Source organism: Rhodoferax sp. GW822-FHT04A08 (assembly GCF_058801025.1).
In genome coordinates this window covers 192,965-218,673 of the sequence record NZ_JBXAMW010000005.1, presented here as the reverse complement: position 1 = coordinate 218,673, position 25,709 = coordinate 192,965, and the positions used below count along the sequence as shown (strand labels likewise).

At 61.4% G+C, this 25,709-nt stretch carries 23 protein-coding genes, 1 other RNA gene and 1 pseudogene; 6 read left to right on the top strand and 19 right to left on the bottom strand.

The genetic code is table 11. From position 1 onward, the window contains the following. Positions 1–103: 103 nt before the first annotated feature. The 9 genes from hslU to dapF all read right to left on the bottom strand — a co-directional run bounded on the left by hslU (position 104) and on the right by dapF (position 10,118). Complete coding sequence (gene hslU, locus AC1RMF_RS12630) at positions 104–1,429, bottom strand: ATP-dependent protease ATPase subunit HslU (RefSeq protein WP_493141833.1); 1,326 nt, start codon at positions 1,427–1,429, stop codon at positions 104–106. A 25-nt stretch (positions 1,430–1,454) separates the two neighbouring features. Continuing rightward, positions 1,455–2,003, bottom strand: a complete 549-nt coding sequence (gene hslV, locus AC1RMF_RS12625; RefSeq protein ID WP_493141831.1) for an ATP-dependent protease subunit HslV — start codon at positions 2,001–2,003, stop codon at positions 1,455–1,457. 70 nt (positions 2,004–2,073) lie between these two features. Further along, on the bottom strand, positions 2,074–3,771 hold the full coding sequence (locus AC1RMF_RS12620) for an STAS domain-containing protein (RefSeq protein WP_493141829.1): 1,698 nt from the start codon (positions 3,769–3,771) through the stop codon (positions 2,074–2,076). A gap of 49 nt (positions 3,772–3,820) precedes the next feature. After that, positions 3,821–4,588 carry an RNA polymerase-binding protein DksA gene (dksA, locus tag AC1RMF_RS12615; protein WP_446738037.1) on the bottom strand — a complete coding sequence of 256 codons (768 nt, stop codon included), beginning with the start codon at positions 4,586–4,588 and terminating at the stop codon, positions 3,821–3,823. 441 nt (positions 4,589–5,029) lie between these two features. Next, positions 5,030–6,097 carry a CobW family GTP-binding protein gene (locus AC1RMF_RS12610; protein ID WP_493141827.1) on the bottom strand — a complete coding sequence of 356 codons (1,068 nt, stop codon included), beginning with the start codon at positions 6,095–6,097 and terminating at the stop codon, positions 5,030–5,032. 65 nt (positions 6,098–6,162) lie between these two features. Continuing rightward, entirely contained in the window at positions 6,163–7,344 is a 1,182-nt protein-coding gene (locus AC1RMF_RS12605) for a class I SAM-dependent rRNA methyltransferase (RefSeq protein ID WP_493141825.1), read from the bottom strand. Between the two features lie 171 nt (positions 7,345–7,515). Then, positions 7,516–8,487, bottom strand: coding sequence for a tyrosine recombinase XerC (locus tag AC1RMF_RS12600; protein WP_493141823.1), 972 nt, complete (start codon positions 8,485–8,487; stop codon positions 7,516–7,518). A gap of 5 nt (positions 8,488–8,492) precedes the next feature. Then, the gene (locus tag AC1RMF_RS12595; protein ID WP_493141821.1) at positions 8,493–9,191 is read right to left on the bottom strand and encodes a DUF484 family protein; all 699 of its coding nucleotides are present in this window, start codon (positions 9,189–9,191) and stop codon (positions 8,493–8,495) included. Between the two features lie 51 nt (positions 9,192–9,242). Beyond that, positions 9,243–10,118 (bottom strand): diaminopimelate epimerase, encoded by an 876-nt coding sequence (gene dapF, locus AC1RMF_RS12590; protein WP_493141819.1) that lies wholly within the window; start codon positions 10,116–10,118, stop codon positions 9,243–9,245. Positions 10,119–10,191: 73 nt separating this feature from the next. On the opposite strand from dapF, the pseudogene AC1RMF_RS12585 reads away from it, so the two are divergent. Both AC1RMF_RS12585 and AC1RMF_RS12580 read left to right on the top strand, forming a co-directional pair. Continuing rightward, a pseudogene (locus AC1RMF_RS12585) lies at positions 10,192–11,115 on the top strand (MBL fold metallo-hydrolase); the annotation flags it as partial. After that, positions 11,112–12,038 (top strand): RNA pseudouridine synthase, encoded by a 927-nt coding sequence (locus tag AC1RMF_RS12580; protein ID WP_493141817.1) that lies wholly within the window; start codon positions 11,112–11,114, stop codon positions 12,036–12,038. The pseudogene AC1RMF_RS12585 and the gene AC1RMF_RS12580, both read left to right, overlap by 4 nt. On the opposite strand, the gene AC1RMF_RS12575 is transcribed toward AC1RMF_RS12580, so the two are convergent. Both AC1RMF_RS12575 and rnpB read right to left on the bottom strand, forming a co-directional pair. Then, entirely contained in the window at positions 12,035–12,460 is a 426-nt protein-coding gene (locus AC1RMF_RS12575; RefSeq protein ID WP_342620673.1) for a CBS domain-containing protein, read from the bottom strand. The two genes, AC1RMF_RS12580 and AC1RMF_RS12575, sit on opposite strands and share 4 nt — an antisense overlap. Before the next feature lie 57 nt (positions 12,461–12,517). Beyond that, an RNA gene (gene rnpB, locus AC1RMF_RS12570) (RNase P RNA component class A) lies at positions 12,518–12,881 on the bottom strand. Between the two features lie 106 nt (positions 12,882–12,987). Here rnpB and cysK point away from each other — a divergent pair. After that, positions 12,988–13,905, top strand: a complete 918-nt coding sequence (cysK, locus tag AC1RMF_RS12565) for a cysteine synthase A (protein WP_493141815.1) — start codon at positions 12,988–12,990, stop codon at positions 13,903–13,905. Between the two features lie 49 nt (positions 13,906–13,954). On the opposite strand, the gene AC1RMF_RS12560 is transcribed toward cysK, so the two are convergent. After that, positions 13,955–14,323: a VOC family protein gene (locus AC1RMF_RS12560; RefSeq protein WP_342620671.1), complete on the bottom strand. Its 369-nt coding sequence runs from the start codon at positions 14,321–14,323 to the stop codon at positions 13,955–13,957. A gap of 140 nt (positions 14,324–14,463) precedes the next feature. Here AC1RMF_RS12560 and AC1RMF_RS12555 point away from each other — a divergent pair, with 140 nt between their 5' ends. Further along, positions 14,464–16,263, top strand: a complete 1,800-nt coding sequence (locus AC1RMF_RS12555) for an NAD(P)/FAD-dependent oxidoreductase (protein ID WP_493141813.1) — start codon at positions 14,464–14,466, stop codon at positions 16,261–16,263. An 8-nt stretch (positions 16,264–16,271) separates the two neighbouring features. Here the strand turns inward: AC1RMF_RS12555 and cadR are convergent, their stop codons facing one another. After that, positions 16,272–16,760 (bottom strand): Cd(II)/Pb(II)-responsive transcriptional regulator, encoded by a 489-nt coding sequence (gene cadR, locus AC1RMF_RS12550; RefSeq protein ID WP_493141812.1) that lies wholly within the window; start codon positions 16,758–16,760, stop codon positions 16,272–16,274. Positions 16,761–16,873: 113 nt separating this feature from the next. Between cadR and AC1RMF_RS12545 the strand changes: the two genes are divergently transcribed. Beyond that, a complete protein-coding gene (locus AC1RMF_RS12545) occupies positions 16,874–19,081 on the top strand; it encodes a heavy metal translocating P-type ATPase (protein ID WP_493141810.1) in 2,208 nt (735 codons plus the stop codon). Between the two features lie 6 nt (positions 19,082–19,087). On the opposite strand, the gene htpX is transcribed toward AC1RMF_RS12545, so the two are convergent. From htpX to AC1RMF_RS12520, 5 genes are all read right to left on the bottom strand, one after another. Then, complete coding sequence (gene htpX, locus AC1RMF_RS12540; RefSeq protein WP_493141808.1) at positions 19,088–19,963, bottom strand: protease HtpX; 876 nt, start codon at positions 19,961–19,963, stop codon at positions 19,088–19,090. A 116-nt stretch (positions 19,964–20,079) separates the two neighbouring features. Next, on the bottom strand, positions 20,080–20,841 hold the full coding sequence (locus AC1RMF_RS12535) for a DUF3025 domain-containing protein (RefSeq protein WP_493141806.1): 762 nt from the start codon (positions 20,839–20,841) through the stop codon (positions 20,080–20,082). Further along, positions 20,826–21,866, bottom strand: a complete 1,041-nt coding sequence (gene pyrC / locus AC1RMF_RS12530; RefSeq protein WP_493141804.1) for a dihydroorotase — start codon at positions 21,864–21,866, stop codon at positions 20,826–20,828. Before pyrC ends, AC1RMF_RS12535 begins: the two co-directional genes overlap by 16 nt. Then, a complete protein-coding gene (locus tag AC1RMF_RS12525) occupies positions 21,863–22,828 on the bottom strand; it encodes a LysR substrate-binding domain-containing protein (protein ID WP_493141803.1) in 966 nt (321 codons plus the stop codon). The genes pyrC and AC1RMF_RS12525 overlap by 4 nt, the downstream gene beginning before the upstream one ends. A 4-nt stretch (positions 22,829–22,832) precedes the next feature. Beyond that, a complete protein-coding gene (locus tag AC1RMF_RS12520; RefSeq protein WP_493141801.1) occupies positions 22,833–23,477 on the bottom strand; it encodes a TfoX/Sxy family DNA transformation protein in 645 nt (214 codons plus the stop codon). A 141-nt stretch (positions 23,478–23,618) separates the two neighbouring features. Between AC1RMF_RS12520 and AC1RMF_RS12515 the strand changes: the two genes are divergently transcribed. Continuing rightward, complete coding sequence (locus AC1RMF_RS12515; RefSeq protein ID WP_493141800.1) at positions 23,619–23,831, top strand: hypothetical protein; 213 nt, start codon at positions 23,619–23,621, stop codon at positions 23,829–23,831. Position 23,832: 1 nt separating this feature from the next. Here the strand turns inward: AC1RMF_RS12515 and AC1RMF_RS12510 are convergent, their stop codons facing one another. Next, positions 23,833–25,701 (bottom strand): ABCB family ABC transporter ATP-binding protein/permease, encoded by a 1,869-nt coding sequence (locus tag AC1RMF_RS12510; RefSeq protein ID WP_493141798.1) that lies wholly within the window; start codon positions 25,699–25,701, stop codon positions 23,833–23,835. Between the last annotated feature and the right edge of the window lie 8 nt (positions 25,702–25,709).

Genomic DNA, 25,709 nt, shown 5'->3' with positions numbered 1-25,709 from the left:
TAGCGCCGGTTTTGCAGGCTGATGCAAGCAAAAATCCGTTCTAAATGAAGCACTTAGCAGAGGTACTGAAAGTGAAGCTTGAAGCCGACTACCTATTTGTAATTTACAAAATATAGCGCGACAGGTCTTCGTTCTGGCTCAGCTCGGCCAAACGGGCATCCACATAGGCAGCATCGATGGTCACGGTTTGGCCCGCCATGGAGGCCGCGTCAAAGCTGACGTCATCCAGCAGCCGCTCCATCACCGTGGACAGCCGACGTGCGCCAATGTTCTCGGTACGCTCATTGACCTCGAAGGCAATCTTGGCCAGCCGCGTGATCCCTTCGGGCGTGAAATCGAGCTTCACATCCTCAGTGGCCAGCAAGGCTTGGTATTGGCGCGTGAGCGAGGCATGGGTCTGGGTGAGGATGGCTTCAAAGTCTTCCACCGAGAGCGACTGCAATTCCACGCGGATGGGGAAGCGCCCCTGCAGCTCCGGAATCAGGTCGCTGGGTTTGCTCAGGTGGAAAGCACCCGATGCCACGAACAGGATGTGATCAGTCTTGACCACACCGTACTTGGTGGTCACGCTGGTGCCCTCCACCAGCGGCAGCAGATCACGCTGAACGCCCTGGCGGGAGACTTCTGCACCACTGCCTTCGCTGCGGGAGGTGACCTTGTCGATTTCGTCGATGAAGACGATGCCGTTCTGCTCCATCATGTGGATGGCTTGGCTCTTGATGTCGTCTTCATTGACCAGCTTGGCGGCCTCTTCGTCCACCAGCAGCTTCTGCGCCTCGGCAATCTTGAGCTTGCGCGTCTGGCGCTTGGTCTGGCCCATCTGGCCGAACATGCCACGCAACTGCTCGGTCACCTCTTCCATGCCGGGTGGCCCCATCACCTCCAACTGGGGGGAGGCCACCGGCAGATCGATTTCAATTTCACGGTCCGCCAGTTGGCCTTCACGCAGCTTCTTGCGAAAGGTCTGGCGTGCGGTGCTTTCGGGGGTGGGTTCGCCGGACGCAAAGCCGAACTCGTTGCGCGGCATGGGAATCAGGATGTCCAGGATGCGCTCTTCGGCCGCATCTTCTGCACGGGCACGCACTTTGATCTTCTCGGCCTCACGGGTCTGCTTGACCGCGATTTCCGCCAGGTCACGGATGATGGAGTCCACATCCTTGCCGACGTAACCGACCTCGGTGAACTTGGTGGCTTCCACCTTGATGAAGGGCGCATCGGCCAGACGTGCCAGGCGCCGCGCAATCTCAGTCTTGCCCACGCCAGTCGGGCCAATCATCAGGATGTTCTTGGGGGTGATTTCGGCACGCAGCTTGGCTTCCACCTGCTGGCGGCGCCACCGGTTGCGCAAGGCAATGGCAACGGCACGCTTGGCCTTGCCCTGCCCTACGATGTGTTTGTCGAGTTCGGCAACGATTTCCTGAGGAGTCATATGTGCTTTGGAGGCCCCGGGGCCTTCAGTCCAGTGTTTCGATGGTGTGCTGCATGTTGGTGTAGATGCAGAGCTCGCCGGCGATTTCGAGGGAGCGCTTGACGATGGTCGCCGCGTCCAGCTCGGTGTTGTTCAACAGGGCCACCGCGGCCGCCTGCGCATAGGCTCCGCCGGAGCCGATGGTGACGATGCCGTTTTCCGGCTCCAGTACGTCGCCATTGCCAGTGATGATGAGGGAGGCGTCCTTGTCTGCCACGGCCAGCATGGCTTCGAGCCTGCGCAGCACGCGGTCGGTGCGCCAGTCCTTGGTCAATTCGATGGCGGCACGCACCAGATGGCCCTGGTGCTTTTCCAGCTTGGCTTCAAAGCGCTCGAACAGGGTGAATGCGTCTGCAGTAGCACCGGCAAAACCTGCTAGCACTTTGCCGTGGTAGAGCTTGCGCACCTTGCGTGCCGTGCCTTTGACCACGATGTTGCCCAGGGTGACCTGTCCGTCACCACCGATGGCAACTTGGTAACCGCTTGGCGTCTTGCGCCGCACGCTGATGATGGTGGTTCCGTGAAATTGTTCCATGTGGATGCGTAGGTTGGTCCGGATCAACGATTTGCAAGGCGGCAATGGTGGTCGGTTGCCCGCACCGCTTTCAAAGTGCGCGCGGGATGACCTTGGCGTATTCGTTGATGCCGATGACGTTGAAGAATGCCGCGACGAGCCGGTGCACGTTCAGGAATTGAATCTGCTTGCCTTCGGCCTGACGCGCGGTCACCCAGTTGAGAATGCTGCCCGCAGCAGCAAAGTCCACCCGAACCAGTGGACCACAATCAATCGCAATGTGCTTGGTACTGGCGGGAGCGGAATCCAGAGTCGCCAGTGCCTGCGTTGCGTCACCCAGGATTTCACCCGAAAGTTCCAGGGATGCGCTTGCCGCGACTTCCGCGGTCTCCAATACCTTCCGGGTGGGGCCGGCGGCTGCCGCCAGGGATGAGGCCTCGGCAGCCGTGAGCACCCTGCACTCAGCCTCATTCCACTCCGGGGGAGCGGCCTCAAAAGTGATGCAGTAGTCCAATGCTGCCAATTCGAAGTCGTCTTGCAAGCCCAGTGCACGCAAGGCATTGAGCCGAACTTGCCACCAGGCGGGATCGACCTTGCCTTCTCCCGAGGGCGTCAGTGCACGCAAGGTGCGCACCAATTGATCCTGACCGTCCAACCGCAGTGACACAGCTTCTGTGCACAGACTCTCGAACAGGGCCCCCAGCAGCGGCATGGCATCCGGCTCAATGGTTTGCAAATGGTTCCAGTTGAGGTGCCAGGGCATAGGGCTTCCCACCAGGGCCGCGCGCAGGCTCTCCATGCCGGCGCCGGTCAGCACGGCTGGACACTCCCAGATCGGCGTGGATTGCACCGCTTGCGCCTCGCCATCCCTGAGACTCTGCGTGTCCCCATCAGTCGACGCTTTCCAGACCGGCCACACGCCATCCAGTTGCAGTGCGAACTCGTTGGCGGCATTCTCAAAGGACTCGCGGTTTCCTGTGGCCCGATAGAGGTCAAGCAAAGCCGCAGTCCATGACTGCGCAGCATCGGGCTCTAGGTCATTGCCCCTCAGGGCGGACAACAATCCGTTTTCCGCCCCCACAATATCCCCGTTGGCAAAACGGATGGCCGCCTCTTCCAGCTCGGGGTCGGTCGCCATTTCGTTGGCATCGAAAAGCGTGGAGGGTGAAAAGCCGGTACCGCTGTCTGACTTGCCTTCGCGTCCCGAGTTCTGGCTTGCGTATGACAGGGACGCTTCATCCGTGGTCATCCGTGTGGGCGCAAATTCGTTGTCCTCTTCCTCGCCTTCCGGCACAGGCATAACCTCGGTGCTGGCAAACGCGACCGACATGTCGGAGGGTGCCAAAGAGGGCTTTGGATCGTTCCTTGAGTCGTCTGTCGCCGAGTCCCTCGCGGAAACAGGAGCTGCCGCTGGTGGCGACTGGCTGTCCTGGGCACGTGCCTTCCACCACTGGCGCGACATCTGCGCCTCGATTTCGTCAATCTTCTTGAGCGTCACGGCCCGTCCGTCAATGTCGGTAGACACGCTGGACTGAAAAAACGAGGGGCGTGCCATGCTGGCCAGGGTTGCCGGGTCCCGGTTGCGCAGTTTGCGCAGCTGGTCGAACTCGCGCTTGCGGACAAAGTCGTTTTGCCGCTTGCGCTCTATCATCGCCTTGAGCGCCTGCTTGTCGTAGGCGGTGGCTTCGTTATCCGCGGGCTGGTCCAGCTCCGACCAGTCTCTGGTCGGATTGCGGACAAACATGGCTACCTTGGACAGCAGACCAGGTTTCTCGTCTTTGGTTGCCATGGCTGCTGAATGAACGAATCAGAGAGATCGGCAAGAAAACATCCGGCTATCAATCACCGAACATCTTTTGCTTGAGTTCACGTCGTTGTTGGGCTTCAAGCGACAGGGTCGCCGTAGGCCGGGCCAACAAGCGGCCCACACCGATGGGTTCACCGGTTTCGTCGCAGTAACCGTAGTCACCAGCATCGATACGGGCAATGGACTGCTCGATCTTCTTGAGCAGTTTGCGCTCACGGTCACGCGTGCGCAATTCCAGCGCATGTTCTTCCTCGATGGTGGCGCGGTCTGCCGGATCGGGAACGACCGAGGTGTCCTCACGCAAATGCTCAGTGGTTTCACCGGCGCTGTTGAGAATGTCGCGCTTGAGTGTGGCGAGCTTCAGGCGAAATGCGGCCAACTGGACTTCATTCATGTACTCCGAATCGGGCATGGCCATCAGATCGGCGTCAGTCAGTTCAGCAACTGGCTTGGTTTTCCAGTTGTTGGCGAGTTTGGGGTCTTTTTTGATCGAAGAAGGCAAAACGGGCACGATGACAGGTGAGGGAATGGATTGGCTATAGCTGGCTTTGGCGGCCGTGGACGCAACGGATTGCGCCATGGAAGGAACAGTCAACTGGGCAAGACGGGACGAGGGTCGACCCGCCTTTTGAGCCACGACAGCAGGAGCGGCAGGCGCAGGTGCTTGCACGGGCTGGGATACAACAGGCTTCACAGGGGGAGATACCTTTTTGGGAGCCGCCGGTTTGGCAGCGGATTTAACTGTTTTGACGGGCGCCGGAGCAGCCGCCTTGGCGGCCTTTGCAGGAACTTTGGTCACGGGTTTGGGGGCAACTTTTTCAACCGCCTTGACCGGCGCCTTCGCCGGCTTGGCTACCACTTTGGCAGGTGCAACGGCCTTGGCGGTCGGCTTGGCCACTGTTTTGGTTGCCGCTTTGACAGGTTTGGCGGCAGGCTTGGCAACCGACTTCGGCTTTGCTGTCACGGCTTTGGATTTGCTATCTTTCCCGGATTTCGCATTCACTTTGTCTCTCCTGGCGGGACTCGCCTGCTTGTGTTCTATCGCGCCGTGGGTGGTATTGGAAGTCTTGGTGGGTTGGTCTGGCGGTGTTTCTCCGGCGCGCGAGTGTACAGGCTTCGCCATCGGAAAACCCATAAGTTGCAAAATCGAGACAATCATTCCACTCCCAGCCATCGTTCAAACTCTTTCAAAACCAGGCGCATCCGCTAGACGGCACATTGCAGTGCCATTAAACACCGTCTAGACCAGGGATTGCTCCAGTCCCTGCAACAAAATGTCCTTGGGCAGATCGATGCCGATGAAGACCATTTTGCTGCAACGCACCTCCTGATCTGTCCAGGCCGGTCCCAGATCGCTGCCCATGAGCTGGTGCACACCCTGGAAAATCACTTTGCGGTCCGTACCCTTCATGAACAGCACGCCTTTGTAGCGCAGCATCTTGGGGCCGTAGACATTGACGACCGCGCCCAGGAAGTCTTCCAGCTTGGCAGGATCAAAGGCCCGCTCTGACTTGAAGACAAAGCTCTTTACATCATCATGGTGATGGTGGTGACCATGCTCCCCATGATGGGACGGGTGATCGCAATGCTCGCCATGTTCATGGTCGTGGTGCGCATGGTCATGGTGATCATGATCGTGGTCATGTTCTTCCGCATTCAGGAAGTCCGGATCGATGTCCAGTTTGGCATTCAGATTGAAGCCGCGCAGGTCGAATACCTCACTCAGTGCCACATCGCCAAAATGCACCGCACGCTGCGGCGCGCGTGGATTCATATGTTTGAGGCGGTGCATCAGCGCATCCAGTTCGTCCTTGGACACCAGATCGGACTTGCTGATGAATATCTGGTCGGCAAACCCCACCTGGCGGCGCGCCTCCTGGCGATCATTGAGCTGCTGCTCGGCATGCTTGGCATCCACCAGGGTCAAGATGGAGTCCAGCAAATAGGACTCGGCCACTTCATCATCCATGAAAAAGGTCTGTGCCACCGGGCCCGGATCGGCCACGCCGGTGGTCTCTATCACCACACGCTCGAAATCCAGCTCGCCCTTGCGCTTCTTTTCGGCCAGATCGCGCAGCGTGGCGCGCAGGTCTTCGCGGATGGTGCAGCAGATGCAGCCGTTGCTCATCTGGATGATCTGCTCGTTGGTGTCGCTCACCAAGATGTCGCTATCGATGTTTTCCTCGCCGAATTCATTCTCAATGACAGCAATCTTTTGTCCATGGGCCTCGGCCAGTACGCGCTTGAGCAGGGTGGTTTTGCCGGAACCCAGGAAACCGGTCAGGATGGTGGCGGGGATAAGTGACATATTGGAGCCCAAAATCAGCAGATGGGGAGTGTATCGATCAATTCAAGTGCCTCGCTTACACCGTCCTAACGCCGCATGACCACCAGCCCCTTGAGGTATTCGCCTTCCGGAAAGGCTATGGTCATGGGGTGATCCGGTGCGCCACCCATGCGCTCGCTGATGAAGCCGTCCACCCCCGCATCCGACCCGGCACCCGCCACAATCTTGTGGAACAGGTCGGCACTGATGCCGCCGGAGCAGGAATAGGTAAATAACACGCCACCCGGCTCCAGCAGCTTGAAGGCCAGACGGTTGATGTCTTTGTAGGCACGCGCGGCCCGCTCCGCATGGGCCACGGTGGGCGCAAACTTGGGCGGGTCCAGGATGATGGCGTCAAAGGTGCGGCCTTCCTGTGCGAACTGGCGCAGCGACGCATTCACATCCGCGTCCATCCAGGTGGCGCGGCCGGCATCAAACCCATTGAGCGCCACATTGGCCGCAGCCACTTCCAGCGCCGGACCGCTGGAATCGATGGACGTCACGTGACCCGCCCCGCCGCTGAGCGCTGCCACGCTGAAGCCCCCGGTGTAGCAAAAGCAGTTGAGGACGCGCTGGAACTGCAGGCGGCGTGTATAGGACGCAAATTTGTGTCGGCTGTCGCGCTGGTCCAGGTAAAAGCCCGTCTTGTGGCCGTTGGCGATGCTCAGGTGCAGTTTCCAGTCGTGCTCCTGCAGAACCAAGTCGGTAGGCCCCTCACCACGCAGCCAGCCGGTGCGCTCCGTCAATCCCTCCAGGGTGCGGCTGCTGGCGTCGGAACGCTCGTACAGCCGGGACAACCCGGTTGCCTGCAACAGCGCATCGGCAATCACATCGCGCCAGCGCTCCACACCTGCGGAAGTGAATTGCGCCACCAGCGTGTCGCCATACCGGTCCACGATCAGCCCGGGCAAACCGTCCGACTCGCCATGGATCAGGCGCACACCGTCGCTGCGGATATCGAAGCGACTGCGTGCCTGGATGGCGTGTGCAATGGTGGAGCGAAAGAACCCTTCGTCAATGCGCTGCTTCTCGTCAAAGCTCCACATACGTGCCCGGATCTTCGATTGCGGACTGAAAGCGGCCCACCCCAGAAACTGCCCCTCCGCCGAGTCCACCCGCACGGTCTCCCCGGAGTCGCCGCCGCCTTTGGCGATGGCCGATTCAAAAATCCAGGGGTGGTGACGTAACAGGGAGCGCTCTTTGCCGGCGCGCAGGCGAATCGATTTCATGGGGGTATTGTCGCTGGTGTGCCCATACAGCCGGTATTTGACCGCTAGAACGCACGAACGCCTCCGCTGAGTTTGGGGTATGGGCCCCGGCCAACTTGTGCGTACCCGCAGTAGGCGGCCGGGGCCCATACCCCAAACGCAGCCCGCCAACAAAGTCGGCAAATGGGAAACTCAGGACTTAGAAGAAGAGCCCTTGACCCGAGCCCGCGGATGCGCCAAGTCATACGCCTTGGCCAAATGCTGGAAGTCCAGCCGCGTGTAGACCTGCGTCGTCGTGATGTTGGCATGCCCCAGCAACTCCTGCACCGCCCGCAAATCCCCACTGCTTTGCAACACATGACTGGCAAACGAATGCCGCAGCATGTGCGGATGCACCGGTGTGCTGATGCCCGACTGCAAACTGCGCCGCTTCAGACGCTGCCAGACCGATTGCGCCGTGAGCCGTGTGCCGTTGCGTCCAGTGAACAGCGCCCGCGCCGCGTTTTCCTGGGTCGCGTGCACCGGCCCGCCCGCCGCCGTTCCCATAGGTCCGCGCAATGCCAGCCACCGCTCCAGCGCTTGCATGGCCGTCTTGCCCACCGGCACGCTGCGACGCTTGGAACCTTTGCCCAGCACATGGGCTTCTGCGGCCTGCATGTCGACCCAACCACGCGCCGTGCCGCTGGCTTCCACATCCAGGCCCGTGAGCTCACTCACACGCAAGCCACTGCCATAGAGCAACTCCACCATGGCCGCATCACGCGCTTCCAACCACGGGTCGTCGTCACTCTGAAAATCGGCAAACTGCACCGCATCGTCGACCCCGAGCGCCTTGGGCAAGGGTTTCGGGGCTTTGGGCGAACGCACATCCTGCACCGGGTTGCTGGCAACCAGACCCTGACGCCCCAGCCATGTGTAAAAGCCGCGCCAACCCGAGAGGATGAGCGCAATGCCACGGCCGCTGCGTCCGCCGCTGTGCATTTGCGCCACCCAGCGCCGCACATGCGGATTGCGCACCGCCAGCAGCTCCACTTGCGCCTGCGTGGCAAAGCCCCGCAGCTTCTGCAAGTCCAGCGCGTACAGCTCTACCGTGCGTGCGGCAAGACGCTTTTCGACGCGAACGTACTCCAGGTATTTGTCGACCAGAGCAGCCGCGTCGGCCATAAGCGTTAACGCAATTGTGAGAGAGCGGCGCTGGCGAGCTCGCCAATACGGGCGAGGAAGTCGGTGCCCATGCCGCTGGTGAAGCGCTGTGCATCGCCGGACGCCAGCACGAGCAGGCCGAAGGCTGGGGTAGTGGAGCCACTGGGCCCTTCACGCAAGGGGATGAGCGCCAGCGAAGCGATGCCGGAGGGTGCACTCAACCAGCTCACCGACTCAAATCCGGTGTTCAGGCCACAGAAGGGTTCTGTCAGCGAGGACGCGAACAGCTTGACGTCCTCGCTCACACCTTCGGCGTAGGGCTCGATGGCATAGTCGGCGGCCACATCCCACAAACGCAACCCCACTTGGGGCACGGCAAACTGCAGTTCAATTCCCGCTGCGATCTGCAGCGGGAATTGACGCGGGTCTCCACCTTGCAGCAGGCTGGCGGCCCAGCGCAGGATTTTGTTGGAGAGGATGACGTTGTCATTGCCGTTGCGCAACATTTCCATGATGCGCTGCTCCAGCAGCTTGATCTTTTCGCGCAGCATCTCGGCCTGGCGCTCCTGCAGGCTCACGGCACGGTTGCCGTGCGGGCTGGTCAGTTGCACCGTCGCCAGCAGCTCAGCGTGGCGCAGGAAGAAGTCCGGCGTATTGGCCAGGTAATTGGCAATGTCGTCTTCGGTGATCGGGTTGGCCAGCGCTTGGTTCAATGGGTTGCTCATGGAGGCTCAGTGTAGGTAAAAAGTTCGGCTTATTGGCTCAAGTATCTGGCATCAGGCAGGCAAATCGTCCGGCACGTCAATCTCGCCACGAAATACCGTGGTCGCCGGCCCGGTCATCATCACGGGTGCATCGCCGCCAGCCCACGCAATGGTCAGTACTCCGCCACGGGTGTGCACATCCACGCGCTCGCCCAACAGCCCCAGGCGGATACCGGCCACCACCGCGGCGCAGGCCCCGGTGCCACAGGCCAGAGTTTCGCCCACACCGCGCTCATACACGCGCAAGCGAATGCTGCTGCGACTTTGCACCTGCATGAAGCCCACGTTCACGCCCTGGGTGAAGCGGTGGTTCTGCTGCACCTGCGGGCCCAGCACCGCCACCGGCGCTGTGTCCACGTCGGCAACCTGGATGACCGCATGCGGGTTGCCCATGGAAACAGTGGCCAGCAACACCTCAGCGGTGCTGCCTGCGGGCACCACCGGCCAGTTGCCCCAGTCGCCCTGGTGTTTGAGTGTCAAACCGTCTGCATCGAAAGGAATGTCCTGCGGATCAAAGCGCGGCGCACCCATGTCCACCGTGATGCGGCCATCGGGTGTGAGCTGCGGCGCGATCACACCTTTCATGGTTTTCACCCGGATGGTGTCCTTGTCGGTCAGACCGCTGTCATGCACGAAGCGGGCGAAGCAGCGCGCGCCGTTGCCGCATTGCTCCACCTCGTTGCCATCGGCGTTGTGGATGATGTATTCAAAGTCAATGCCAGCTGCGGGAGAGGGCCGCACGGTCAGGATCTGGTCGGCGCCCACGCCGAAGTGGCGGTCACCCAGAAAGCGGTATTGGGCTGGGCTCAGGCCCAGCTGACCGCGGGTTTCGTCGAGCACGACAAAGTCGTTGCCAGCACCCTGCATTTTGGTAAACGGAATTCGCATGGGTGCAATTATCCGCGCTTGCTGCAAAATGGCCCGCATGCCAAGACCATCGCAAATCCTTCACCCCGCAACCGGCGCCATTCCGGCCCCCACTGACTGGCAGTCCGACAAGCCCGTTGCCATTCTGAAAAACGTGTGGCGGCTGACAGCCCCAAATCCGGGTGTCATGACCGGCCCCGGCACCAACAGCTACCTGGTAGGAGATGCGCATGCGGGATTTCTGGTCATAGATCCGGGCCCTGCCGATGCGGACCATGTCCAACGCCTGTGGCAAGCAGCACCCCATGCGGATGGCCTTGGCGGCAATATCCGCATGATTGTGTGTACCCATTCGCACCCTGACCACTCCCCTGGCGCCAAACCGTTGCAGGCACTGTGCGCCGCCAACGGCGTCATTGCGCCCATTCTTGGCCTGCCCTCTGCACCCACGGCACGCGCGGCCAGTGCATTCACGCCGGACAGGGCGCTGGAGGACGGCGAGGTCTTGCGCCTGACCGTGACGGGCCAAGGCGACGATGCCCAGGTGGCCACCCACAGTCTGCGCGTCATCCATACCCCTGGCCATGCTGCCAACCACGTGTGCCTGCTGCTCGAAGAGGATGGTTTGCTGTTCTCCGGCGACCACATCCTCAACGGCAGCACCACGGTAATCGATCCACCGGACGGCCACATGGGCCACTACCTGCACTCGCTGGATGTGTTGCATGCCCAATGCAGCCAGATGCAGGTGGAGTTCATTCTGCCGTCCCATGGCCACGTCATTACCCATGCTCTGACGGCGATTGCCCACCTCAAGGCGCATCGCCTGCAGCGCGAAGCCAAGATTGCCACGGTGATGCAGTCCAACCCGCAGGGCAATCTGGACCAGTGGCTGCCATTGGCCTATGACGATGTGGACCCGCGCATCTGGCCGGTAGCCAGACGCTCCTTGCTAGCGCATGTGGAGCACATCCAGCAGCTGCAACAGATGCCCCCCGACGATCGGGGTGGGCTATGAGTACGTTTCGCAGAGCCGCACCTCCGCAAGGGCAAACAGCAGCACAGCCCGCAGTGCCGCGAACCGGTGGCCCCAAACCCAGAAACCGCCCACGCACGGTGGACCGGACCAAGCCAGTGGTGGATGAGGGCGAACGGCTTTCCAAGAAGGTCATGCAACTCAAGGGCTGTTCCCGCAGCGAAGCCGAGCGCTACATAGAGGGCGGATGGGTCATGGTCAATGGCGTGGTGGTGGAAGATCCGCCGTTTCGCGTGCAGCAGCAGACCGTGACCCTCTCACCCGACGCCACTTTGCTCAACCTGGGTGATGTGACTTTGATCCTGAACAAGCCTCCCGGCTGGCTGGACGGAGTGGACACGGAAGACGACGATGAGGACGATGTGCCCCGCGCGGCTCCCGCCAAGAGTCGGGGCGGCAAGCCGCCGGTCAAGAATGCCCGCACACTGCTTACCGCGCAAAACCACTACGCCGACGATCCGTCCGGCATTCGCCAGCTCAAACGCCATTTGTTGCATCTGGAAGCCGAAGTCCCGCTGGAGACGGGCGCCAGCGGGCTGGTGGTATTCACCCAGGACTGGCGCGTCACGCGCAAGCTCAGTGAGGACTTGGGTGCGATGGAGCACGAACTCATCGTCGACGTCCGGGGCGAAGTGCAGCCGGAGCATCTGCAGAAAATGAACCGTGCACTCAACGATGAACGCAACCCGTTGCCGCATACCAAGTTCAGTATCAACAGCTCCACACCGCAGTCCAGCAAACTGCGCTTTGCTATCAAGGGCGCACACCCGGGGCTTGTGGCCTACCTTTGCGAGAAGGCGGGCTTGGAAATCACCGCCATGCGCCGCATCCGCCTGGGCCGCGTCACGGTGAGTGACCTGCCGGTAGGCCAATGGCGCTACCTGGCGGCGCACGAGAAGTTCTAGCTGGCGATGTAGGTCTGTAGCTGGTTGATGGTGGACTCCTGGTCCTTGATGATTTCATCCAGCAAGTCGCGGATGGAGATCAGGCCCAGCACCTTGTCGCCATCCACCACCGGCAAGTGGCGGATCTTCTTCTGGCTCATCAGGCTCATGCAGTCCTCGGTACGAGCGCTGGCATCCACCGTGAGCACCTTGGACGTCATGATGTCCTTTACCAACGTGTCCTTGGACGCCTTACCTGCCAGCGCGATCTTGCGGGTGTAATCGCGCTCGGAAAGGATTCCCACCAGCTTGCCCTGGTCCATCACCATCAGTGCACCTACATCGTGATCGGCCAGGATTTTCAGGGCGTCAAACACGCTGTCTTGCGGCTTGAGGCTCCAGGGTGCATCTTGATTCTTCAACAACTCGCGTACTGGTCGCATAGTGCCTCCGATGAATGGTGAGCGATAAGTAACCATACCGCAAAAATGGGGGCAAAAGTGTGAAGCCCACCGGTAAGCCGGATTCTGTGCGTGAGGGTTTCCCCTCACGTGACCACCATTACTCTGGGCCGTCGGTCACCCGAGCGGCTCAATGCTACCTACCCGCACACTCCGGGGGCCCCGTCAACGTGTGCCTACTTGGTATTGCTGCGCGTAGAGATTGCCCGTTTCACCTTTGGGCTCGTGCCGCAACTTGCGTTGCGTCCGAGTCCAAAACTCGTCTCTGTTGCTCTGATCCTCACCTTAGGGTCTTACGACTTGTCGGTGGACAGCCGTTAGCTGCTACGCTGCCCTATGCAGTCCGGACGTTCCTCCAGTGCTCTGTTTCCAGAATTGCACCAGCGGTGGTCTGGTGGGCTTCACTCCCCGATTATCAGGCTTGCGCAGGGGTTGCATATGCATATACAGAAATCTGTTGAAAAACTAGCCCACAATGTCGCAACCTAATCCCACCTTTTGGAGGCCCCATGAGCTTTGACAACGTACTGCAAACCATTGGCAACACACCCCATATCCGCATCAACCGTCTTTTCGGGACCACGCACAACGTGTTTGTGAAATCCGAGCGAAGCAATCCCGGGGGCTCCATCAAGGACCGTATTGCCTTATCCATGGTCGAAGCGGCCGAAAAGAGTGGCGAACTCAAGCCCGGCGCCACCATCATCGAGCCCACCTCAGGCAATACCGGCGTGGGTCTGGCGCTGGTGGCTGCGGTCAAGGGTTACAAATTGATACTGGTGATGCCCGACAGCATGTCCATCGAACGTCGCCGCCTGATGCTGGCCTACGGCGCCAGCTTTGATCTCACGCCGCGCGAAAAAGGCATGAAGGGTGCCATCGCCCGCGCGCAGGAACTGGCCGCACAAACGCCCGGCGCCTGGATTCCGCAGCAGTTCGAGAACCCCGCCAACATCGACGTGCATGTGCGCACCACGGCGCAGGAAATCCTCAACGACTTCCCCAATGGCGTGGACTACATCATCACCGGCGTTGGCACCGGCGGACACCTTAGCGGCGTGGCACAGGTGCTCAAGGCCAAGTGGCCCAAGCTCAAGGTGTTTGCAGTGGAGCCAACAGCCTCTCCCGTGATCTCTGGCGGAACGCCTTCGCCCCACCCGATCCAGGGCATTGGTGCAGGCTTCATCCCTAAGAACCTCAAGACCGAGCTGCTGGACGGCGTGATCCAGGTCGATGCCGAGCCGGCCCGCGAATATGCGCGCCGCAGTGCCCGTGAAGAAGGTTTGCTGGTGGGTATTTCCAGTGGCGCCACACTGGCTGCGATTGCACAAAAGCTGCCGGAGATTCCGGCAGGTGCCACTGTGCTGGGCTTCAACTACGACACGGGGGAACGCTACCTCTCGGTTGAGGGCTTCCTGCCGGCTTGAGGAAGACTTTCTTGAAGCCAAAAAAGGGGGCTCAGGCCCCCTTTTGCGTTCAGGACATGGAGTGCAGCCCCAGCATATTGCCCTCGGTATCCACCACCAGCGAAATGAAGCCGTACTGTCCGATGGACATCTTGGGCTTCTGGATCTTGCCGCCCGCAGCAACCACCCGAGATTCCTCCACCGCACAGTCATCGCAGGAGAAATACACCAAGGTGCTGTTGCCGCCCGCGGGAAAGCCGGGCATATGTACCAGTGTGCCTCCGGCCCCATAGTCTTCCATGGACGAAGGAAATGCCAGCATGCTGGGCCCGCCACCTTCCAGCGGCTGCAGGGCTATCTGAAACACCGACTCGTAGAACTTGCGCGCTCGCGCCATGTCGTCCACGTAAATTTCAAACCATCCGATAGGGTTGCGCATGGAGTTCTCCTGTTGTCATGCGGTTGAAGGGGCCTCCCCGAGGTTGATTGTTGCGGCAATATAGGTCCGCCCGGGCCCGCTGTCCAGCCCGCAGCGCTGCCCGTATCATTGGCACCCTGCTTGATCACCACGAGCCCGCCATGATTCGACTCACAGAACTCAAACTCCCGCTTTCCGCCATTCCGGTGGAGGTACGCCGCGCTGCCGATGCACCCGCTGAAACCGAGGCCGATCGTGCCCCGGTTGCCCACCCCATCGAGGCGCTCAAGCGGCTTGCCGCCCAGGCACTGAACATCCAACCCGAAGACATCGAGCACCTGAATGTATTCAAGCGCAGCTTCGATGCCCGCAAGGCGGATCTGGTGGTGGTGTACATCGTGGACATCACCGTGTCTGCGCCGCTGGAAGAGAAGCTGCTGACCCAGTTTGCCGGTCACGCCCACATAGGCGCCACGCCGGACATGCAATACCGCCTGGCAGTACATGCCCCCGCAGACCTGTCCGAGCGCCCCGTGGTGGTGGGCTTTGGCCCCTGCGGCATGTTTGCAGCGCTGGTATTGGCCCAAATGGGGTTCAAGCCGCTGGTGCTGGAGCGCGGCAAGACGGTGCGTGAACGCACCAAGGACACCTGGGGCCTGTGGCGCAAACGCAATCTCAACCCGGAAAGCAATGTGCAGTTTGGAGAAGGCGGCGCTGGCACGTTTTCCGACGGCAAGCTCTGGAGCCAGATCAAGGACCCACGCTTTCTGGGCCGCAAGGTGATGGACGAATTTGTGAAGGCCGGCGCGCCGCCCGAAATCCTGTACGAAGCACACCCCCATATCGGCACCTTCAAACTGGTGAAGGTGGTGGAAAACCTGCGTGCGCAAATCGTGGCACTGGGTGGTGAGGTGCGCTTTGAACAGCGTGTGGTGGATGTGTTGCTGGACAGCCATGGCGACGTGCACCAACTCACCGGACTGCAGGTGCTGGACGTGCCCAGCAACACCACCTACACCTTGCCAGCCAGGCACGTGGTCATGGCCCTGGGCCACAGTGCGCGCGACACATTCGCCATGCTCTACGAGCGCGGCGTGGCCATGCAGGCCAAACCGTTCTCGGTAGGCTTTCGCATCGAGCACCCGCAGGGCGTGATCGACAAGGCGCGTTGGGGCCGTCACGCTGGACACCCCATGCTGGGTGCGGCCGATTACAAACTGGTCCACCACGCCGCCAATGGGCGCGCGGTCTATAGCTTTTGCATGTGCCCTGGCGGCACCGTGGTAGCCGCCACCAGCGAACCCGGCCGGGTGGTCACCAATGGCATGAGCCAGTACTCACGTAACGAACGCAACGCCAATGCCGGCATGGTGGTCGGCATAGACCCTGCCGACTACCCGCAGGACGAAGCCACGTTTGTGCAGGCCTTTGGCGCAGACAAGGGGACGCGCTACGCCAGGGAAGCCGCGGCACTTCGCGCCCAGAACCCCAAGGCCGCGCACCCGCTGTCGGGCATTGCCTTCCAGCGCCAGCTTGAAGCCGGCGCCTATGCACTGGGTGGCAGCAGCTACGAAGCACCCGGACAGCTGGTGGGCGACTTTCTGGCGGCGCGCGCCTCAACCCAGTTCGGCAGCGTCCTGCCTTCCTACAAACCCGGCGTCAAGCTCGGCGACCTGGCTCCCAGCCTGCCCGCCTACGCCATCGAGGCACTGCGCGAAGCACTGCCTGTGTTTGGCAAGAAAATACGTGGCTTTGACATGGCCGATGCGGTGCTCACCGGTGTGGAGACACGCACATCTTCACCCCTGAAGATGCCGCGCGGCGAAGACCTGCAAAGCAGCAATGTGCGCGGCCTCTACCCTGCGGGTGAAGGTGCCAGCTATGCCGGCGGCATCATGTCGGCGGGAGTGGATGGGATACGTGTTGCGGAGGCTGTGGGACGGGAACTTGTGTCGACTTGATCCGGCACCTAATGCCTGTGGGCAGCCTTGCGCTGACCACTGCCGCTATGCGCACCGTGCACATGGCCTTCACGCCCTGCTGACGCAACCGGCTTTCGCGCAATCTCGGTGAGTTCGTTGAGGATGCCGCAATGCTCTGCGTCCTGCGAGACCATGCAGGTTTCGCGCAAGGCCTTGAGCTGCTTTTCCAGCGAGCGCAATTCACGGATGCGTTGGGCCACATGGCCTATGTGTTCGTCCAGCAAATCATTGACTTCGCGGCAGTTTTCCGTGGGCGCATCCTTGAAACGGAGCAGCACGCGGATTTCTTCCAGCGTCATGTCCAACCCGCGGCAATGGCGGATGAAGGACAGACGCTGCGCATGCGCATGCGCATCTTCGTAAACGCGGTAGTTGCCCTCGCTGCGACCGGGTTCGGCCAGCAGCCCCTCGCGCTCGTAATAGCGGATGGTTTCTACCGGGGTGTTGGTGCGTTGGGCCAGTTCTCCGATTTTCATGGGTGTGTCCTGTTGGGGTGCTTGAGGGGTACTCTGGCACAAACTTGACTCTGTAGCAGCTACAGGGTTTTTAATACAGGCAACAAAGCCATTGCGAATGGCGAGGACACCCCATGAGCCCCAACACAACAGCTGCAGCAGAACCCGCCAACACACCCGTTTTCCGTATCCCGAGCATGGATTGCGCGGCCGAGGAAGGCGAGATCCGCCATGCGCTGACCAACATACCTGGCCTGCGCAGCCTGAACTTTCAGCTCGGCGCACGCACACTGGCCATCGATGCGCCCGCCGAGTCAATTCCTGCCGCGCTGGAGGCAATACGCAAGGCGGGCTTCAAGGTGCTGCCGATTGCCGAAGCCACGGATCACGATGGCCATGGTCATGAAGGCCACGACCACAGCCATGGACATGATCACCACCACGCGCACGCAGGCTTTGCCCTGCCAGAGGGCCTGCCGCGTTATGGCCTGGCCCTGGCGCTGGCCTTTGGTGCGGAAGCGGTTGCGTACCTGGCCCCTGCCGGTCTGCCATGGAGCGCCCTTGGCATGGTCCTGGCCGCGCTGGCCATCGCACTGGCGGGTTTTTCCACCTACGTCAAAGGGTTGGCGGCGCTGCGCAACCTGCGTCTCAACATCAACGCACTGATGACGGTGGCGGTAACGGGCGCCTTTCTGATCGGGCAGTGGCCCGAGGCAGCCATGGTGATGGCGCTCTACGCCATTGCCGAACTGATAGAGGCCCGCTCGGTGGACCGTGCGCGCAATGCCATCAAGGGGCTGCTGGACATGACGCCCGAAATGGCCGAGGTGCGTCAGGCAGATGGCAGTTGGCAGCAAAGCCTGGTGAAGACCCTTGCCATCGGCACGGTCATCCGCGTAAAACCCGGCGCCCGGGTTCCGCTGGACGGCACCATTCTGTCGGGCACTACCGCCATAGACCAGTCACCTGTCACGGGCGAGAGCATTCCGGTGGACAAGGTTGCGGGCGACCCGGTGTTTGCCGGAACCATCAATACCACGGGCGGCTTCGAGATGCTGGTCACGTCGGCCGCCAATGCCACGCTGTTGTCGCGCATCATTCACGCAGTGGAGCAGGCGCAAGGCGCGCGTGCGCCAACCCAGCAGTTTGTGGACCGTTTCGCTGCGCTCTACACCCCGGCCGTTTTTGCACTGGCGCTGGCCGTCTGCCTGCTGTCACCGTGGCTGCTGCACTGGACCTGGATGCAGGCCCTCTACAAGGCCCTGGTGTTGCTGGTGATCGCCTGCCCCTGCGCATTGGTCATTTCGACCCCGGTCACGGTGGTGAGCGGACTGGCGGCGGCTGCCCGGCGCGGGATTCTCATCAAAGGCGGCGTGCACCTGGAAAACGCGCGCAAGATCAAAGCCATTGCGCTGGACAAGACCGGCACCATCACCCAGGGAAAGCCACGTCTGGTTGCCACCGAAATCCTCGCTACCGAATACAGCGAGGCCCAGGTGCGCCAATGGGCAGCCGACTTGTCCGGGCACTCGGACCATCCGGTGTCTCTGGCCATTGCCAGCGGCCTGGATCTGCCCGTGGACGGCGCGTTGCAGGCGTTCACAGCCCTGCCCGGGCGAGGCGTTCAGGCCACCAAGAATGGGCTCGCCATTCTGCTGGGCAACCACCGGTTGATAGAAGACTGCGGCATCTGCAGTCCGGAAATCGAGGCCCGTCTGGCCGTCCATGAGGCGCTGGGCCGAACCGTCACCCTGCTTGCCACGCAAACCCAGGTTCTGGCCATCTTTGCGGTTGCCGACACCATCAAGGAAAGCTCGCGCGAAGCGCTGGCGCAGCTACATGCGCTGGGCGTAACGTCGGTAATGCTCACCGGTGACAACCTGGCCACCGCCCGCACCATTGCCAAACTGGCGGGCATAGACGATGCACGCGGCAACCTGTTGCCCGAAGACAAGCTGGCCGCCATTGAACAGCTGCAAGCGCAATACGGCTTTGTGGCCATGACCGGCGACGGCATCAACGATGCGCCCGCACTGGCGCGCTCCGACATCGGGTTTGCCATGGGCGGTGCGGGCACCGATACGGCCATGGAAGCGGCCGACGTGGTCATCATGAATGACGACCTGCGCCGCATCCCGCAGGCCATCCATTTATCACGCCGGGTTCAGTCCATCCTGTGGCAGAACATCAGCCTGGCGCTGGGCATCAAGGCGGTGTTCCTGGTGCTGGCGCTGTTCAATGGCGCAACCATGTGGATGGCGGTGTTTGCCGACATGGGCGCCAGCCTGCTGGTGGTGTTCAACGGACTGCGGGTGCTGCGCTCCGCACCCGACAAGCCTTGACCCGAATCAAATAGCGGCGTTCTGCAACGCGGCAATGCGCTCCTCGATGGGCGGGTGGGTGCTGAAAAGCTGGCCAATGCCGCCAGTGATGCCCATGGCAGCCACGCTCTTGGGCAGCTCACCGGGCGTCATGCCGCCCAGGCGTGCCAGCGCGTTGACCATGGGCTGCTTGCGGCCCAGCAACTGGGCAGAGCCGGCGTCGGCGCGGAACTCACGTTGACGCGAGAACCACGCCACCACGATGGCAGCGGCAAAGCCCAGCACAATGTCCAGCACGATGGTGGTGATCATGTAGCCGATGCCGGGGCCGCTGTCGCGGTCGTCACCCTTGCGCAGGAAGCTGTCCACTGCATAACCGATGACTCGGCTGAGGAACACCACAAAGGTGTTCATCACGCCCTGGATCAGCGTCATGGTGACCATGTCGCCATTGGCCACGTGGGCGATCTCGTGGCCGATGACGGCCTCGATTTCCTCGCGCGTCATGCCTTGCAGCAGACCGGTGGAAACGGCTACCAGCGCCGAGTTCTTGAAAGCGCCGGTGGCAAAGGCGTTGGGTTCGCCTTCAAAAATGCCCACTTCCGGCATGCCGATGCCGGCCTTGTCAGCCAGCTTGCGCACGGTCTCCACGATCCAGGCTTCATCGGCATTGCGTGGCTGGTCGATCACCTGCACACCCGACGACCACTTGGCCATGGGCTTGCTGATCAGCAGCGAGATGATGGCGCCACCGAAACCCATCACCAAAGCAAAGCCCAGCAAGGCACCCAGGTTCAGGCCGTTGGCAGTGAGATAGCGGTTGACGCCCAGCAGGCTGGCCACGATGCCAAGCACGGCGACCACCAGAACATTGGTCAGGACAAAGAGAAGAATGCGTTTCATGGTTTCCTCGAAAGACAGTGCGCTCTGAGCGCGTGGTACGTGATGTTAGGGCCAAGGCCGCAGAATTCCCAAAAAAGCGCACTCAAGTGCATAGCGAATGTACGGGCTTTGCGGTATCACTCCTCTGAAACCTTGGCGTCCGGGCGGTGGGCGCGGAACACGCTGGGGTCTGCATAGAAGGTACTGTCTTCATTGTCAGGCCACCAGCCTGGCACACCCAAAACTGGAAGATGGGCAAACGGTTTGGTAGCCAACAGCTCGGCATTCAAAACATGCGCCAGCCATTCGTCAATCGCCGCAATCTCCGGCTGCGGGGTTTGCACCCGGAACACATGGGCGGTGATGGATTTGCGCGGAGCCACCAGTTTTTCGATCAGGGCATGGCCAAACAGGATCAGTTGCGCCTGCGACCACAGCCCCCGACCGGTGAAAAACAGCGTCTGCCAGTCCTTGACCGCCAGCGCCTCCCACAGTGCGTCGGGGGCCTGCAGCAAGGCCACGTTTTCATCGAACAGCGTCAATGCGTCACGGGCCGGGCCACGCACGGGCTGAATGCCCAGGCGCGCGATCTGCTCGGCCTGCAACGCATTCAAACGCAGCTTGGTTTTAGGAAAGCGCATCCACACCAGGCCATTGAAGAAGTCATGCAGGCCGTCCCGTGTAGGAACACAGCCGGTGTCAAAGATGTGCTGCTCGTAGGCCACGCCCGCAGGAAGATCCGCCTGCGGCACAAAGCGTTTGGGTGCGCTCTGCACCGCATTCAGGGCCTGTGCGACCGACAGGCCGGCAGCCACCTGCTGGGCAATCGCCTGACCGGGAACGCGCCATGGACGCAGCCAGGGCGCTTCCCAGTCAATCGCTTCTAGACCATGCGCCACGCCAGGGGCTCACCCGCAGCCAGGGGTTTGAGCTGGGCTTCACCAAAGGCAAAACTCTCGGGCGGCGTCCAGCTTTCGCGCTGCAGCGTGATGCTGCCCGTGTTGCGCGGCAGGCCATAGAAGTCGGCACCGTGGAAACTGGCAAAGCCTTCCAGTTTGTCCAGGGCTCCGGCGGCATCAAAGGCCTGGGCATACAGCTCCATGGCGGCATGGGCGGTGTAGCAGCCCGCACAACCCGTTGCGTGCTCTTTCAGGTGGGCCGGATGCGGCGCACTGTCGGTACCCAGGAAGAATTTGTTGCTGCCACTGGTGGCTGCCTTGACCAGGGCCTGGCGATGCGTTTCGCGTTTGAGCACAGGCAGGCAGTAGTAGTGCGGGCGTATGCCACCGGTGAAGATGGCATTGCGGTTGTAGAGCAGGTGGTGCGCGGTCAGCGTGGCAGCGGTGTAGGGCCCGGCTTCCTGCACGTACTGGGCGGCTTCCAGCGTGGTGATGTGTTCAAAGACGATCTTGAGCTCAGGAAAATCGCGGCGCAGGGGAATGAGCTGGGTGTCGATGAACACTGCCTCGCGATCAAACAGATCGATGTCGCTGGAGGTGACTTCGCCATGCACCAGCAGCAGCATGCCGGACCGTTGCATAGCTTCCAGCGTCTTGTAGGTCTTGCGCAGGTCGGTCACGCCCGCGTCGCTGTTGGTGGTGGCGCCTGCGGGGTAGAGCTTGGCGGCTACCACGCCGGCATCCTTGGACCGCGCGATTTCATCGGCTGGCAGGTTGTCGGTGAGGTACAGCGTCATCAGCGGCTCGAACTGCAGACCGGCGGGCACCGCCGCCCGGATGCGGTCGCGGTAGGCTACGGCCTGCGCCGCAGTGGTCACCGGCGGTTTGAGATTGGGCATGATGATGGCGCGGCCGAACTGGGCGGCGGTGTGCGGCACCACGGTATCCAGGGCGGCGCCATCGCGCACATGCAGATGCCAGTCGTCGGGGCGGGTGATCGTGAGGGTGTTCAAGGCGTTGGTCATGTGGGTATTGTCCCCGCACTTTTGCCGCTGGCCAGATGCTCCCACAGGGCCTGGGCCGCGCTCTTGTGCGGTTTGCCACCGTTGCGCAAGCCCTCCTTGCCGCTGGAGCGTTCACGGTAGGCGCGAATCTCCAGCTTGACCTGCAGGGGCGGCAGATGGGGCGACGCCGCACTCACCAGCTTCTTGGCCCGCAGCTCCTTGCGGATGGCGCTTTGCGGCAGGAAGGCGATGCCATGTCCTTCCAGCGCCATGGCCTTGAGGCCTTCGGCCATGTCGGTCTCATAAACACGGTCCAGATGCATCGCATCCCCCGCGTCCTTGAGCATCATGTCCACCATCAGGCCCAGGTAGGCACCGGGCGCGTAGCCCAGATACGGCAGCGGTGCCTCACGCCTGCCGGGCAACTGGAACTGCGGCTGGCCGTTGGCGTCGGCGCGCGAATAGGGCGCGACGATTTCCTCGCCCAGGCTCACCATCTCGTAGCGTTCGCTGTCGAACTGGAATGGCTGCGACTGGTGATGGTAGGCAATCAACAGGTCGCAGCTGCCCTCGACCAGGCGCATCACAGCGTCGTGCACGTTGAGCGCAATCAGACGGCTCTTGATGCTGCCAAAGCTTTCCCGCAGGCTGCTCACCCAGGCCGGGAAGAAAGTAAAGGCCAGGGTATGCGGCACGGCAAACTCGATGAAGTCCTGCCCGGCGGAAGAATGGCCGCGCAGCATGGCACGCGTACTTTGCAGCGACTGCAGCATTTCCAGCGACTGGTCATACAAAGTCTCGCCCGCCGGGGTGAGGCGCGTGGGGTAGGAACTGCGGTCCACCAGATCCGTGCCCGCCCAGGCCTCCAGCGACTGGATGCGCCGCGAGAAAGCCGGTTGTGTCACGTGACGCAATTGCGCCGAGCGGCTGAAGCTGCGGGTCTCAGCCAGGCTGACAAAATCTTCAAGCCATTTGGTTTCCATGGTTCTACTTCTTCTTGGGTTTGTTGGGGGCCGTGCGTTTCACTTCAGACTGGTATTGCTCCAGTGCCAGCAGCAAGCTGGTGCGGTGCTCATGCGCCACAGTTTGCCATGGCAGATCGGTCAACGCACCTTCCAGCGCCCACAACAGATTCAGGCTGGCGCGGCCATCCCGCTGCTTTACCTTGGCATATGCTGCCACCGCTCCGAGCTTGCGCAGCTGGGCCACCGTCCGAATGCCTGCGGCCTCCAGCATCTCGCGCGACTTGGGTCCCAGATTGGCCAGCGACTGGATGCCAGCTGAACCTGCCAGCACTTTCTTAGCCCGGGGCGCTGCTGGCGGCTTGGGTGGCGGCAAGCTGTCAAAGGTGGCGCGCACGATGCGGTTCATCCAGACCCGGTCGTCCCACAGGTCCGCGCTGATCAGCAGATGCGGGCGTGCGCCGGGAAACGGTGCGCCAAACACCAGGTCCTTCATCAGCAACTGACCCGGCTCGGTGGGCTTGAGAAAAAGCTGGTCGTCACACACCAGCCCCACGGGTCGCCCCGCGTAATACAGACAGAACTCGCCGAACATGCGGCGCGAACTGACCTGGTGGCTGTCCGAAAGGACGTCCAAGAGATAGTCCATGGTGTTTTGAGAGCTGGCCATAGGTGAATCCTCGTGCCCGTTGAATGGACCTGATTTTGCCTGCAGACGCTGATCAAATTTCCATCAAGACTCCAGGAGCACCAACTGCCAGAGTTGCACCACCGTTCCCATCGACCGAGATGCAATCAAAAGAGCAAGAACATGGACCGACTCCTGCACCACGATTCCAGGCAAGCCACCACCGAATTCTGGAAGGCGTATTTCGCCAAATTTCGACCGGCCACGCGACGGCCCGAAGATTGCGCCAACCGCTCATCAAACCGCAACGCGGACTACCCAAATCTGCCGGATGAACCGAACGCCCTCCAGGCGAAGCCCCGGTCAAATGCCAATACAACGGGTCCGCAAACCTGATTCACTCCGGTGATTCGCCATTTTGTTGCAGGGCCCACATCTGGGCGTAACGACCACCCAATGCCAGAAGCGCGGCATGGGTTCCGCGCTCGATGATGCGCCCGGCATCCATCACCAAAATCTCGTGGGCATCGACCACCGTAGACAGGCGGTGCGCAATCACCAGCGTAGTCTTGTTTTGCGCCACGCTTTGCAGCTCGGCCTGGATGGCACGCTCGTTGGCTGAGTCCAGCGCGGAAGTGGCCTCGTCAAATATCAGGATGGGCGGGTTCTTGAGCAAGGTGCGCGCAATGGCCACGCGCTGCTTCTCACCGCCCGAGAGCTTGAGTCCACGCTCTCCCACCATGGTGTCGTAGCCCTTGGGCGTGCCGCTGATGAAGGTGTGGATATGGGCCGCCTTGGCTGCGGCCTCCACTTCTTCGCGGCTGCAGCCGGGGCGGCCATAGGCAATGTTGTATTCCACTGTGTCATTGAACAGCACGGTGTCCTGCGGCACGATACCAATGGCTTGGCGCACCGACGCCTGCGTGACGCGCTGGATGTTCTGCCCGGCAATCAGAATCGCCCCCTGCTGCACGTCGTAGAAGCGGTACAGCAGCCGCGCCAATGTGGACTTGCCGGAGCCCGAAGGCCCTACCACCGCGACCGTCTTGCCCGCCGGAATATCAAAGCTGATGTCATGCAGAATGGTGCGTGCGGGCTTGTCCTTGGCGGCGCCAGCGCTGCCCGCCGGGTCGTAAGAAAACGTGACGTGGTCAAAGCGTACGCTAGCCTCACCTGCTGGCAATTGCAGAGGCTGCGCTCCGGGTAGGTCCGCAATTTCGCGCTCACGCTCCATCAGGGTGAACATCTTTTCCAGGTCGGTCAGGCTTTGCTTGATTTCACGGTAGATCACGCCCAGGAAGTTCAATGGGATGTAGAGCTGGATCATGAAGGCATTCACCATCACCAGGTCGCCCAGGGTCATGCGTCCGTCCACCACCCCTTGCGTGGCGCGGCTGAGCATGGCCACGAGCGCAATGGCAATGATGAGTTGCTGCCCGGTGTTGAGAATGCTCAGGGTGGTCTGGCTCTTGATGGCGGCGCGCCGGTAACGCTGCAGGTTCTCGTCGTAGCGCTTGGCCTCGAACTCTTCGTTGTTGAAATACTTGACGGTCTCGTAATTCAGCAGGGAATCGATGGCCCGGCTGTTGGCGGTGGAGTCCAGCTCATTCATCTTCTTGCGGAACTGGGTTCTCCACTCGGTCACCGTGATGGTGAAGGCGATGTAGATCACCAGCGCCGCGACGGTGATCCAAGCAAACCAGATGTCGAATTTCACTGCCAGCAGGCTCAGCACCAGCGTGACTTCGATCAAGGTGGGAATGATGCTGTAGAGCGAATAGCTGATGAGCGAATGCACACCGCGTGTACCACGCTCGATATCGCGCGTCATGCCCCCCGTCTGTCGCTCCAGGTGAAAGCGCAGGCTCATGGCATGCAGGTGACGGAACACCTGCAACGAGAGGCTGCGCGCCGCACCCTCGGTTGCCTTGGAGAAAACCAGCTCACGCAATTCGGTAAACAACGAAGTGGACAGTCGCAATGCGCCATAACCCAGCAGCAAGGCGACCGGAACCACCAGCATCGCCGTTGGGTCTCCGGGCTTGAGCGTCATCGCATCCACCAGCTTCTTGAGCAACAGTGGCACGCCCACATTGGCCATCTTGGCCCCGACCATGAAGGCCAGCGCCAATATGACACGCACCTTGTACGCCCAGAGGTAGGGAAACAGGCGCTTGAGCGTGTCCCAGTCGGAATGGGACTTGGCCGGCACTGCCGTTGCGGTGGGCAGGGGAATTGAGGCGGCAGCAGGGCCGAAAGAGCGCATGAAGGACA

Bases quoted from the DNA above. Each gene is read 5' to 3' on its own strand.
- AC1RMF_RS12510 (WP_493141798.1), bottom strand. From the start codon at position 25,701: ATGCGCTCTTTCGGCCCTGCTGCCGCCTCAATTCCCCTGCCCACCGCA.
- AC1RMF_RS12610 (WP_493141827.1), bottom strand. From the start codon at position 6,097: ATGTCACTTATCCCCGCCACCATCCTGACCGGTTTCCTGGGTTCCGGC.
- AC1RMF_RS12605 (WP_493141825.1), bottom strand. From the start codon at position 7,344: ATGAAATCGATTCGCCTGCGCGCCGGCAAAGAGCGCTCCCTGTTACGT.
- AC1RMF_RS12520 (WP_493141801.1), bottom strand. From the start codon at position 23,477: ATGGCCAGCTCTCAAAACACCATGGACTATCTCTTGGACGTCCTTTCG.
- AC1RMF_RS12620 (WP_493141829.1), bottom strand. From the start codon at position 3,771: ATGGCAACCAAAGACGAGAAACCTGGTCTGCTGTCCAAGGTAGCCATG.
- AC1RMF_RS12595 (WP_493141821.1), bottom strand. From the start codon at position 9,191: ATGAGCAACCCATTGAACCAAGCGCTGGCCAACCCGATCACCGAAGAC.
- AC1RMF_RS12555 (WP_493141813.1), top strand. From the start codon at position 14,464: ATGATTCGACTCACAGAACTCAAACTCCCGCTTTCCGCCATTCCGGTG.
- AC1RMF_RS12600 (WP_493141823.1), bottom strand. From the start codon at position 8,487: ATGGCCGACGCGGCTGCTCTGGTCGACAAATACCTGGAGTACGTTCGC.
- htpX (WP_493141808.1), bottom strand. From the start codon at position 19,963: ATGAAACGCATTCTTCTCTTTGTCCTGACCAATGTTCTGGTGGTCGCC.
- AC1RMF_RS12580 (WP_493141817.1), top strand. From the start codon at position 11,112: ATGAGTACGTTTCGCAGAGCCGCACCTCCGCAAGGGCAAACAGCAGCA.
- AC1RMF_RS12575 (WP_342620673.1), bottom strand. From the start codon at position 12,460: ATGCGACCAGTACGCGAGTTGTTGAAGAATCAAGATGCACCCTGGAGC.
- cadR (WP_493141812.1), bottom strand. From the start codon at position 16,760: ATGAAAATCGGAGAACTGGCCCAACGCACCAACACCCCGGTAGAAACC.
- pyrC (WP_493141804.1), bottom strand. From the start codon at position 21,866: ATGACCAACGCCTTGAACACCCTCACGATCACCCGCCCCGACGACTGG.
- hslU (WP_493141833.1), bottom strand. From the start codon at position 1,429: ATGACTCCTCAGGAAATCGTTGCCGAACTCGACAAACACATCGTAGGG.
- AC1RMF_RS12515 (WP_493141800.1), top strand. From the start codon at position 23,619: ATGGACCGACTCCTGCACCACGATTCCAGGCAAGCCACCACCGAATTC.
- cysK (WP_493141815.1), top strand. From the start codon at position 12,988: ATGAGCTTTGACAACGTACTGCAAACCATTGGCAACACACCCCATATC.
- dapF (WP_493141819.1), bottom strand. From the start codon at position 10,118: ATGCGAATTCCGTTTACCAAAATGCAGGGTGCTGGCAACGACTTTGTC.
- AC1RMF_RS12545 (WP_493141810.1), top strand. From the start codon at position 16,874: ATGAGCCCCAACACAACAGCTGCAGCAGAACCCGCCAACACACCCGTT.
- AC1RMF_RS12560 (WP_342620671.1), bottom strand. From the start codon at position 14,323: ATGCGCAACCCTATCGGATGGTTTGAAATTTACGTGGACGACATGGCG.
- hslV (WP_493141831.1), bottom strand. From the start codon at position 2,003: ATGGAACAATTTCACGGAACCACCATCATCAGCGTGCGGCGCAAGACG.
- AC1RMF_RS12525 (WP_493141803.1), bottom strand. From the start codon at position 22,828: ATGGAAACCAAATGGCTTGAAGATTTTGTCAGCCTGGCTGAGACCCGC.